Source organism: Nocardia carnea, assembly GCF_029868855.1.
In the GTDB taxonomy this organism is placed as follows: Bacteria; Actinomycetota; Actinomycetes; order Mycobacteriales; family Mycobacteriaceae; genus Nocardia; species Nocardia carnea_A.
The window spans coordinates 1-10,213 of record NZ_JARWOV010000109.1 but is presented as its reverse complement, the minus strand read 5'-3'; the positions used below and the strand labels follow the sequence as shown (position 1 = coordinate 10,213).

Here is a 10,213-nt window from a genome sequence, read left to right as displayed (position 1 = left end):
TGCGGCGGGCCCGGCCGGGGCTGCCCCGGGCCCTGGCGTATCTCCCCGCCCGCCGCGGCGCGGTGGCCTAACGCCCATCCTCCGCCCCGCCCCCGGGCGCGGTTTGCTTGCCCCTCGACTCTGTTTCAGGCGACTCGGTATTCGGCCGAGTCTCAGAGATCCTTCGGCATCTTGATGGTCTCCGTCGGTGCGTCCGCACCACTGCTACGCGGCAGGGTGGTGGTCGGCGCGTCCGAGCCGGCGGGAGCCGGAGCGGGGCCGCCGGGACGGCTGCCGGAGGGTCCACCCACGCGGGCCGGCCGGCCGGAACCGCCGCCCATGACGCCGAGCAGGATACCGGCGATCAGCGCGATCACACCGACGATCCCGAGGATGATCGGCAGGATGCGGCCGAACAGCGAGAGCTGGTCGATATTGTCCTTGGCGATCGCGAGCTGGGCCTCGACGGTATCGGTATCGAACACCATATGCGCCTTGAGCGCGGGCACCTCGGGCTTGTCGGCGGAGCGCCCGTAGAAGATGTTCAGCTGCTCGCCGCCCTTGACGACCGTGCCGGTCTCGGGCTCGATCCACACATCGCGGACGTTGCTGTAGAAGCGCGACATGGTGACCGGCTCCTCGCCGCCCTCGACACCCCATTTCGCGGCCGGGAGGCTCAGCTTGTTGGTGGGCGCGTTGGAGACCTTGGACAGATCGGTCACCGGCACGTTCTGCCGGAAGTGGTAGACCGTGGTGCCGTTGATCTCGGTCTCTTCCACGAACTCCATATCGGTGGTGGTCCGGGCGAGCACGTCGAAGTACGGGTAGGTCTTCTTCTCGGTGCCGATCGGGAACCGGTACTGCAGGCCGGTGCGGTGGACGGGTTCGGCGATGCTCTCACCCTTGTTGTTGGTGGTCATCGCGATCGACCCGTTGGGGTCGGTGGACACCGGCTCGCCGGTCTTGCGATCAATGGTGACGCGGTCGACGTAGGCCGTCAGCACACCGGTGTCGCCCCGCTTGTCGATCCGGCGCAGGGTGTTCCCGGCCTGGACCGTCATCTGATCGGCATCGGAGGGATCTTCGACGGTGAGGAAACGCTGGGAGACGAGCGGAACGTTCTCGTTGACCTCGGCGCTGCGCCCTTCCTCGGTGAGCGAGGACGAGTCCAGTACCAGGCTTTCCTGGTCGGGCTGGTTGACCGCGACAGTGGTGATCTCGAGATCGAGGGGAGTCTTGGCCATTTTGTCGACGGTGTAGGTAGGGATCATCAGCGCGGCAACGATCAGCAACGCGCCGAGACCCACGAGCACGCAGGCAACCGTCCTTCTGGTTCCGGCACTCAGTGCCATGCAATGTCTCCTCGTCGTAGAACACAGGTCGTTCCGCGGGTACAGCGGGGCGCCGCGGCACTCGTGAGCCCTGACACTAACAGCCACGGCGTTTCGTGGGCATTGGCGAGGCCGGAATCGGACCCAAATCGGCAGGAGTTTAGCGCGCATTGTGAAATACCGTCTTCCCCGCAGCGCGAGCGGACGGGCAGACTGGGAGCCGATGACCACCACCCCGACCACCGAATCCGGAGCTCAGCCCGATATCGGTCGCACCGAACCGGCCACTTTCGCGGGCGCGCCCGGCGCTGTCATGGGGGCTTCCGACCCCGGGGCGACCGCCGCCCCCGCAGCCGCCCGGCAGCGCTCCTTTCTCCCCGCGCTGGAGGGTATGCGGGGGCTGGCGGCGCTCGGGGTGCTGCTCACCCACGTGGCATTCCAGACCGGCGCCACCGCGATCCCCGTTCTCGGCCGGCTGCTGGAACGGTTCGATATGGCGGTCGCGGTGTTCTTCGCGCTCTCGGGCTTCCTGCTGTGGCGGCCACATGCCCTGGCGGCCCGCGGGCTCGGCGACGCACCCACCCTCGGCTACTACCTGCGCCACCGGATCGCCCGCATCATGCCCGCCTATTGGATCGTGGTGGGCGCGGTACTGATCCTGGTACCGGCGGCCGCGGGCACCGCCGGCGTGCAGGTGTGGTTCTCCAACCTGTTGCTCCTGCAGGTCTTCATACCGCTCACGCTGACCGATGGGCTCACACAGATGTGGAGCCTGTCGGTGGAGGTGGCCTTCTATCTGGTGCTGCCGCTGCTGGCCTGGCTCCTGCACGGCCTGCGCGGACGAGCCGCCGCCGCACGGGTACCGGCCGTGCTGGTGCTCGGCCTGGTTTTCCTGAGCTGGAACTTCATCCCCGTGCCGACGCCGGGCGCCATCCACGCCGACAACTGGCTGCCCGCCTACATACCGTGGTTCGCGGGCGGAATGCTGCTGGCCGAACTCATCTGCGACGAACGGCGGGCACGGTGGCGGCGGATCCTCGGCAATCAGCGGCTGATGTGGAGCATCGCCTGCGTGACGTTCGCGGCGTCGGCGACCGACCTCGGCGGCGTCGCCGGATTGACCCGGGCCGAACCGTGGCAGTACGCGGCCAAAATGGGTCTCGGCGCGGCGATCGGTTTCGCGCTGCTCGCGCCACTGGTGCTGGGTCCGGCGGAGAAGCCCCACCGGTGGCTTACTTCGGCCCCCGCGGCGACGGCCGGGCGCTGGTCCTACGGCATCTTCATCTGGCATCTGGCCGTGCTGTCGGTGATCTTCCCGGTTTTCGGGATCCTGCCCTTCCACGGTGATTTCGTACAGGTCCTGGTGCTCACGGTGGCGTTCACGCTGCCGATCGCCGCCGCGAGTCACGCACTGGTGGAAGAACCCTGCCGGCAGTGGGCCCGCCGCTTCGACCGGCCACGCTCGTCGCGGGACTGAGTCCCGCCGGGTCAGCAGGAACAGTCGCAGCACTCACAGCAGCAGCCGTCTCCACCACAGCAACCACCGCAATCCGAACAGCAGCCGGCGCAGTCACAGCAGCTGCTGCAATCACAGCCCCGGGCAGCCCAGGACTCTCGCTGTTCGCCGCTGCACGGATTGGTGTGGTCGGCACAGCAGGCGTATCCGGTGCAGTACTGGGTGAGTATCAGCTGGATCGATTCGCCGGCGCCGGGGCGCCGGGGTGGAGCGGAGGCGTCCTGTCCGGCGGAATTACGCGCGCCGGCGGTATCGCCGAGGGATGCGGCGGCCGCAGCTCCGAGGCGGCGCACGGCCGTGGTGAGCGGGTCCAGTAGCGCCCAGCGCAGGGCGGGCATCCGGGTCAGTCCGGCGGTGCGCAGCGATTCGCGTAGTGCGCGGTCGGATTCGCGGACCAGCTCGTAGGCTTCGGCGGGTGGGGTCGCGGTGACGGCGAGCGGGTTGAACCGGTGCGCGGCGGCATCGGCGGTGTAGTCGGTGAGGGCGTCGGTGAGATGAGCGATCCGGCCGAACTCCGCGCCCGCCGCCCGCAGCGGCTCGATGTTGCCGGGACATCCGGCCAGCACGGCGGTATGGGCGAAGAACTCCGCGGCACAGCGCCGGCTGGCCACGGTCAGTTCGTCCAGTTCGGCGGCACCGAACGGACCGGATTCGGCAGCGATCCGCTGCTCGGTACCCGCCTGCGCCTCGATCGCCGCGACCAGCGGTTCGATATCCAGGCCGATTCCCGCGGCCTGCGCACGCGCACCCGCCGACCAGCCGGTCGCGACCCGGCGCATGGGCCGGTGCAGCCGGACCCGCAGGTCACCGTCGTCGATATGGTCGCGTACCTTGGCCGAGCCCAGCAGGAGCGAAGCGGTGGCGGCGAGCCGGACCGGGGCCGAGGCACCGACCGGCACCCGCGCCGTCCGCATTCCACGTAGCGGGCAGGGCCCCGCGGTGCGCCGCGGCGCCGGGGTTTCGGCCTGCGCTTCGGTCAGCAGACTGAGTACGATCGCGTCGGTATTGGTGGCGGCACGGGCGATCTGTCCGCCCCCGTCCCGCAGACCCAGGCACAGACCGCACATATGGGACTGCCACAGCCCGGGATCGATTCCGTATTCGGCCGCACCGTGCCGGCACGGCCGCAACATTCCGAACACATTGCCCTCCCCGCGACTGCCGTCCTCCGCGACGTCCGCTGATCGCACCGAAAATACGGAGCGCAGGGGGAAGCCGCAAACCGGCAGAAGACCACGGCCGCCGCGGGATTCGGGCTATTCGCCCGATTCGGCGGCGGTATCGGGTTTACGACCGGACAGGCCGCGCCAGGCCAGCGCGTCCAGCAGGTCGACTGCTTCGGCTACATCGATCCGCCCGCTGGCCACCGTATCGGCGATCGCCTCCCCCGCGCCGATCACGGCGACCGCGACAATATCGAAGTTGGTGCCGGGTTCGGCATGCTTGGCGCTGGACTCCAGCAGTTTGGCGGTGAGTTCGATAACCCGCTGGCGGGCGTTCTCGATCTCCGAGGCGAAGGCCTGCTGGCCGAGCGCCTGCCGGTAGAGGACCTGCCAGGAATTGCGGTGGGTATCGACGAAACCGAGGAAACCCTCGAGGGCGGTTCGTAATTGTTCGTGTGGGCTGAGCAGCGGGTTACCGGCCGGTGCGACCGACTCCAGGAAGCGCATACCCTCGCGCTGGATGCAGGCGCGGAACAATTCGTCCTTGGAGCCGTAGTAGAGGTAGAGCATCGGCTTGGAGATCTCGGCCTCGGCGGCGATGGCGTCCATGGAGGTTTCGTGGAAGCCTTTGCGCGAGAAGACTTCGACCGCGGCATCGAGCATCTGCTGCTCGCGCACCGCTCTCGGAAGTCTTTTCGTACCGCCCGCCATCACGTCTCCTACCGCATCGAGCCCTTTATATTACTCCAAAGTAAGTTCGCCGGGCCCGGAAACCACCCGACGGCGCACGTGCGCCGCTCGCGGATAGGGACGGTCCGGGAACTCCGGGCGAAGGTCAGCACTGTACTCGGATACCGATCATCGGCGACGCGTACGTCCACCGGACAGCAGCGCGGGCCCGATACGGCCGCACACACCGGAAATCAGCAGGCGCGAGGGACCCGCTTGTAATCGGCCATCCGCAACACCGACTCGTCCACCCGGTCCATGGGCAGGCGGCCCGCGGCAACCGCCTCCTCCAGGCGGTCCAGCACCTGACCCACGGCATCGGTGCTGATCCACAGGGCGTTGTCGGCACCGGCCACCAGGGTGGCCTCGACCGCTTCCGGGATGGACATGCGGTCGGTGATGGCGGCCATACCGCTGAGGTCGTCGGTGAAGATCACGCCGTCGAACGGGGCCGCGCCGTACCCGGAACCCTCCCGCAGCAGGCTCATGACCTCCGGGCTGATACTGGCGGGCACGCCCGGAGTGGTCAGACCGGGGACGTCCAGATGCCCGACCATCACCGCCGAACCGCTGTCGATCAACTCCCGGAACGGCACCAGGTCACGGGTCGCCAACTGCTCCAGCGGCGCCACCTGAACCGCACCGAGATGCGAATCGCCGGTTCCGGCGCCGTGGCCCGGGAAATGTTTCAGCACCGTACCCAGACCCATTTCGTGCATGGCCCGGATATAGGCATCGGCGTACTCGGTGACCACCGCTGGATCGTCGGAGAAAGAACGGTCGCCGATCACCGAATCGTCGGGCTGCGAACTCACATCGATATCGGGCGCGAAATCGACGGTGATCCCCAGATCGCGCATGGCGCGGGCGCGGTCGAGGGTGGCGTTGTAGAACTGCTCGGCCGTCATCGTCTGCGCGGTCTCCCGCGCCGACGGCGCGGTGCCGATGAGGCTACCCAGCCGCGACACCCGGCCGCCTTCCTCATCGGTGGTCACCATCAGCGGCACCTTCGCCGCCGCCCGCACCTGTTCGAGCTCACCACTGGTCAGGATCGACAGATCGGTCCAGCTACCGACGAAGATGCCGCCGACCTGATGGTCGCGCACCACCGACAGCGCGTCCTCGGTACCCGTGACCCCCACGGTCAGCAGCTGCGCCAGCTTCTCCCGGGTGGTGAACTGCCCGAGGTATTCGGCGGCGCAATCGTCCGGGGTCGTGGTGGTGGGTCCGGGCGCGGGCGCGGCACTCGTCCCGGCCTCCGGGGAGCGTGCCCCGGGCGTGGACGTTCCGGTGCTACCGCCGTCGCCGCCGGAACAGGCGGTAACGATCATCGCGAGCACCGCGAGCAGGACGAACGGCAACTTCCGCATCGTTGCACGGTATCCCGCGCACCGCGGGCGTGGAAGCTCGGCTCGGTTTCGGGACAGAGGTAATCTGGAATCATCTTCTCGCCGGCTCCGCCTCGGAGGTCGCCATGCCCTGCGATCTGATGCTCATCGCCTACGACGGGTCCGAACACGCCAAACGCGCAATCGAATACGCCGGGCGTTTCCTCACCGCCGACAGAGCGGTGGTGCTCACAGCCTGGGAGCCGATGGTGCGCCAGGCGGCCCGGATATCGGGAATCTCCGGCATGGTGCAACCGGAATGGGTGCCGGACGAGGATATGGAAGATATCGCCTATACGACGGCCCGCGAGATCAACGCCGAAGGTGCGCACCTCGCGGCGCTGGCGGGATTGAACGCCGAAACCCGCACCCAGGAATCCACCGGCAGTATCTGGCACGCGATCGTCGAGGTCGCCGACGAACTCGATGTCGACATCATCGTCGCGGGCACCCGCGGGGCCACCGGGCTGCGTGCCCTGGTGCACAGCAGCGTGGCCGACGCGGTACTCAAGCACTGTCACCGCCCGGTCTTCCTGGTACCACCGGTGCCGCAGGATCGCACGCTGGGTAACGGGCACAGCCGGCGCACCGGAACCTGAGGTTCCGGGCCATCGCCCGCTTCCCAAAGGTGAAGGTGGATCTTCGAGCCACCGCACCCCCGCGGCACGAGATCAGGGGCTTCGGTGTGGTCCGGGGCTCGGCCCACCGAGGCAGCTACGGTCGGAACATGACCGGGTTCCTGCTGGCACGACCCGACAGCGTCGTTCGCGCAAGCGGCGTACGCGCCGCGTTCCACGATCCGTGGCAAGCCGTCGACGCCCTGCACGGCGGCATCTCGGCGATCGCCGGAGCTCTCCCGTTCGACCCGCGCCGCCCGGCCGCGCTGGTCGAGCCCGCCGAGTTCTCCCATACCGCGGGCCCGTGGCGGCCGGCCGCGCTTCCGGAGCTCCCCCGGATACGCGTGGTGAGCGAACAACCCGGCCCGGGCGAGCACCGCGACCGGGTCGCGCGACTGATCGGCATCCTCGCCGACCCCGGACAGTCGCTGCGGAAGGTGGTCGCCGCACGATCGGTACTGGCCAAGGCCGACACCATCCTCGATCCGCAGACCCTGGCCGCCTACCTGCTGACCAGGCATCCACGCGCGAATGTCTTCACCGTCGACCTCACCTCCGCCGGAAGCACCGGCGCGACCCTGGTGGGCGCGAGCCCGGAAACGCTGGTCCAGCGCACCGGAACAGCGGTCGCGGTGTATCCGCTGGCCGGAACCCTGCCCCGGCTTCCCGATCCTGAAGCGGACAACGCCCAGGCGCGGCAGCTGGCCGCGAGTAACAAGAACCGGGCCGAGCACGCGTTCGTCGTCGACTGGATCGCCGAACGGCTGGGACCGGTCTGCGCCCGGCTCACGGTTCCGTCGCGCGCGCAACTGGTCAGCACCCGCGATGTGTGGCACCTGGGCAGTCCGATCCACGGTGTACTGCGCGAGCCGGCCCCCAGCGCCTTGGAACTCGCGCTGCTCCTGCATCCGACTCCGGCGGTCTGCGGCACGCCCACCGCCCAGGCACTCGAATACATCACCACGCACGAGGAAGATCGCGGGTTCTACGGCGGCGCTGCCGGCTGGTGCGATTCGCACGGTGACGGGTGCTGGGTGGTCGCCATCCGCAGCGCGCAACTATCGGCCGACGGGCTGGCCCTGCGGGCCTGGGCCGGCGGGGGAATCGTCGCGGCCTCGGATCCGCAGGCCGAACTCGACGAGACGACGAGCAAACTCCAGACATTGCTCGGCGCGCTGGGAGCACGATAGCGAGTGTGGCGTTCAGCGTCCGGCGCGCTCGCTGAGCGTTCGGGCCCGGAATCCGGCGAACTCCAGGGGGCTGGTCGGTAAAGGTGATCAAGTGTCTTGAAGCAATCGGGCCCCGCCAGGTGAACAGGGACGTCGGTCCCTCCGCCCAGGCATACCCGGTAGGGTGAAACGCCGGACTGTACGTTTCCGGACCGGCGCGTTACTGCTAGGTTGGCCCGGATACTGCCTGCGTCGAGTTTGGAGTGCTGCGATGAAGTTTGCTGTCCCCGGTATTGCGAGTGCGGTGGGCGGTGCCCTGCTGGGCGCGATCGCGGTCTTCGCCATCACCGCCGCGCTGCAGCAGAACACCCGCCCCGAAGTGGACCGCAGCGGTAACGCGGACAGTTCGCTGCTCAACAGCGTCGAATACGGCAAGCGCTGAGACCCCTCCCGACCCCGCCACGTCCCCGCCCGGTACGCGCGGCGGGGACGCCGAACGCCTGACCCACGGTGCCCGAGCAGTCCGAAACCGCCGCCTCGCCGCGCGCAGAAACCGGTACGACGCCGGAGCCCGCCGACCGGCTGGGCCCGCGCTGGTTCGCCGGATCGGCCGTTATCGCCTTCCTGCTCACTTTCCTGCAGGCACCCGGGCTCACCGTCGCCGACACCAAATACGACCTGGCCGAAAACCCCCTCGGCTTCCTCGGGCGGGCCGCGCATCTGTGGAGCAGCCAGGCCCCGATGGGGCAGGTCCAGAACCAGGCCTACGGCTATTTCTTCCCGCACGGCGCGTTCTTCGCGCTGGGTGATCTCCTCTCGATTCCCGCCTGGGTGACCCAGCGGATCTGGTGGGCATTGCTGCTGCTCGCCGGATTCTGGGGGGTTGTCAAACTCTGTGAAACGCTGGGCATCGGTGCGCCCGGAGCGCGGATCATCGCGGCCACCGCGTACGCGCTGTCCCCGCGGGTGCTCACCACCCTCGGGTCCATCTCCTCCGAAACCCTGCCCATGATGCTGGCGCCGTGGGTACTTCTCGCACCCGCGGCCCTCGGTACGGTCTACCGGCGACGCCGGCACGGCGGGGCCCGGTCTCCGGCCGGAAGTGCGCTGGCCTTGGCGCTGATGGGCGCGGTGAACGCGGTCGCGACGGTGGCGGCTTTCCTGCCCGCGCTGCTGTGGTGGGCCAGTTACCGGCCCAACCGTGCCTGGTGGCGGTTCACCTTGGCCTGGGTGCCACTGCTGGTACTGGCGGTCGCATGGTGGGCGGTGCCGCTGCTGCTGCTCGGCCGGGTGAGCCCACCGTTCCTCGACTACATCGAATCATCCGGGGTCACCACGCAGTGGGCGTCGCTGGGGGAGGTGCTGCGCGGAACCGACAGCTGGACTCCGTTCGTCTCGCCGGAGCGGATCGCGGGCGCGGTGCTGGTCACCCAGCCCGCCGCGGTACTGGCCACCGGCCTGCTGGCCGCCGCGGGGATGGCCGGGCTGGCGCTGCGCTCGATGCCCGGGCGGGGCCGGCTGGTGTTCATCCTGTGTGTGGGGCTCACCGGTATATGCGCGGGGTATGTGGGACAGCTGGGCGGGCCGTTCGCCGAATCCGTCCGCATCTTCCTCGATTCCGGCGGTGCCCCGCTGCGCAATGTGCACAAACTGGAGCCCCTGATCCGGCTGCCGCTGGTCCTGGGTCTCGCGCAGCTGCTGGCCCGGGTACCACTGCCCGGTTCGGTGCGCGCCGGGCAGTGGCGGACAGCGTTCGCGAACCCGCATCGTGACCGCCGGGTCGCGGTGGCGATGCTGATCCTGGCGGCGCTCGCGCTGTCCACCTCGCTGGCCTGGACCGGCAAGCTCGCGCCGCGCGGCGCGTACGACGATGTGCCCGCCTACTGGCAGCAGACCGCCGACTGGTTACGCGACAACGCCGCGGATACCCGGGCGCTGGTGGTCCCGGGCGCGCCGTTCGGCAGCCAGGTCTGGGGCCTGACCAGGGACGAACCATTGCAAGCGCTGGCCGAGACACCGTGGGCGGTCCGGGACGCGGTCCCGTTGAACCCGCCGGGCACCATCCGAGCCATGGATTCGGTGCAGCGGCTCATCGCCGACGGCCGGCCGTCGGCCGGGCGGGCGCCCGCCCTGGGCGGGCAGGGGAACCGGGGGCGGGTGGGGCGGAACGGGCTGGGTCCCGATACCGCGCGGTGGGCCCCGCCGGGGGGGGGCCCCCGCGGCCGCGCGGGGGGGGGGGGGGCGTTGAGCCGCTGAACCGAATCCTTGGCTCGGAGGGTGCCGGGCGGGTACAACGGGACCGCGACCCGGACCGCCCACGG

8 protein-coding genes and 1 pseudogene are annotated in these 10,213 nt (G+C 69.3%); 5 read left to right on the top strand and 4 right to left on the bottom strand.

The features are described from left to right. Window positions 1-152 precede the first annotated feature (152 nt). Window positions 153-1,331: a DUF3068 domain-containing protein gene (locus QH195_RS10535; RefSeq protein ID WP_280420773.1), complete on the bottom strand. Its 1,179-nt coding sequence runs from the start codon at window positions 1,329-1,331 to the stop codon at window positions 153-155. Window positions 1,332-1,623: 292 nt separating this feature from the next. Here QH195_RS10535 and QH195_RS10530 point away from each other — a divergent pair, with 292 nt between their 5' ends. Then, complete coding sequence (locus QH195_RS10530; protein WP_280435201.1) at window positions 1,624-2,787, top strand: acyltransferase family protein; 1,164 nt, start codon at window positions 1,624-1,626, stop codon at window positions 2,785-2,787. An 11-nt stretch (window positions 2,788-2,798) separates the two neighbouring features. On the opposite strand, the gene QH195_RS10525 is transcribed toward QH195_RS10530, so the two are convergent. The 3 genes from QH195_RS10525 to QH195_RS10515 all read right to left on the bottom strand — a co-directional run bounded on the left by QH195_RS10525 (window position 2,799) and on the right by QH195_RS10515 (window position 6,088). Beyond that, complete coding sequence (locus tag QH195_RS10525; RefSeq protein ID WP_280435200.1) at window positions 2,799-4,016, bottom strand: DUF5685 family protein; 1,218 nt, start codon at window positions 4,014-4,016, stop codon at window positions 2,799-2,801. 66 nt (window positions 4,017-4,082) lie between these two features. Continuing rightward, on the bottom strand, window positions 4,083-4,700 hold the full coding sequence (locus tag QH195_RS10520; RefSeq protein WP_280420775.1) for a TetR/AcrR family transcriptional regulator: 618 nt from the start codon (window positions 4,698-4,700) through the stop codon (window positions 4,083-4,085). A gap of 212 nt (window positions 4,701-4,912) precedes the next feature. Beyond that, window positions 4,913-6,088: a glycoside hydrolase family 3 N-terminal domain-containing protein gene (locus QH195_RS10515; protein WP_280420776.1), complete on the bottom strand. Its 1,176-nt coding sequence runs from the start codon at window positions 6,086-6,088 to the stop codon at window positions 4,913-4,915. 104 nt (window positions 6,089-6,192) lie between these two features. On the opposite strand from QH195_RS10515, the gene QH195_RS10510 reads away from it, so the two are divergent. The 4 genes and pseudogenes from QH195_RS10510 to QH195_RS10495 form a co-directional block, all read left to right on the top strand. After that, on the top strand, window positions 6,193-6,705 hold the full coding sequence (locus QH195_RS10510) for a universal stress protein (protein ID WP_280420777.1): 513 nt from the start codon (window positions 6,193-6,195) through the stop codon (window positions 6,703-6,705). A 128-nt stretch (window positions 6,706-6,833) separates the two neighbouring features. Continuing rightward, on the top strand, window positions 6,834-7,913 hold the full coding sequence (locus QH195_RS10505; protein ID WP_280435199.1) for an isochorismate synthase: 1,080 nt from the start codon (window positions 6,834-6,836) through the stop codon (window positions 7,911-7,913). A gap of 250 nt (window positions 7,914-8,163) precedes the next feature. Then, a complete protein-coding gene (locus QH195_RS10500; RefSeq protein ID WP_195056089.1) occupies window positions 8,164-8,334 on the top strand; it encodes a DUF2613 domain-containing protein in 171 nt (56 codons plus the stop codon). A 140-nt stretch (window positions 8,335-8,474) separates the two neighbouring features. Continuing rightward, window positions 8,475-10,097: pseudogene (locus QH195_RS10495) on the top strand (DUF3367 domain-containing protein); the annotation flags it as partial. Window positions 10,098-10,213: the final 116 nt, after the last annotated feature.

What these genes read in the sequence shown, in the direction of transcription:
- QH195_RS10500 (WP_195056089.1), top strand. Translation starts at nt 8,164, where the DNA reads ATGAAGTTTGCTGTCCCCGGTATTGCGAGTGCGGTGGGCGGTGCCCTG.
- QH195_RS10535 (WP_280420773.1), bottom strand. Translation starts at nt 1,331, where the DNA reads ATGGCACTGAGTGCCGGAACCAGAAGGACGGTTGCCTGCGTGCTCGTG.
- QH195_RS10515 (WP_280420776.1), bottom strand. Translation starts at nt 6,088, where the DNA reads ATGCGGAAGTTGCCGTTCGTCCTGCTCGCGGTGCTCGCGATGATCGTT.
- QH195_RS10530 (WP_280435201.1), top strand. Translation starts at nt 1,624, where the DNA reads ATGGGGGCTTCCGACCCCGGGGCGACCGCCGCCCCCGCAGCCGCCCGG.
- QH195_RS10520 (WP_280420775.1), bottom strand. Translation starts at nt 4,700, where the DNA reads ATGGCGGGCGGTACGAAAAGACTTCCGAGAGCGGTGCGCGAGCAGCAG.
- QH195_RS10510 (WP_280420777.1), top strand. Translation starts at nt 6,193, where the DNA reads ATGCCCTGCGATCTGATGCTCATCGCCTACGACGGGTCCGAACACGCC.
- QH195_RS10505 (WP_280435199.1), top strand. Translation starts at nt 6,834, where the DNA reads ATGACCGGGTTCCTGCTGGCACGACCCGACAGCGTCGTTCGCGCAAGC.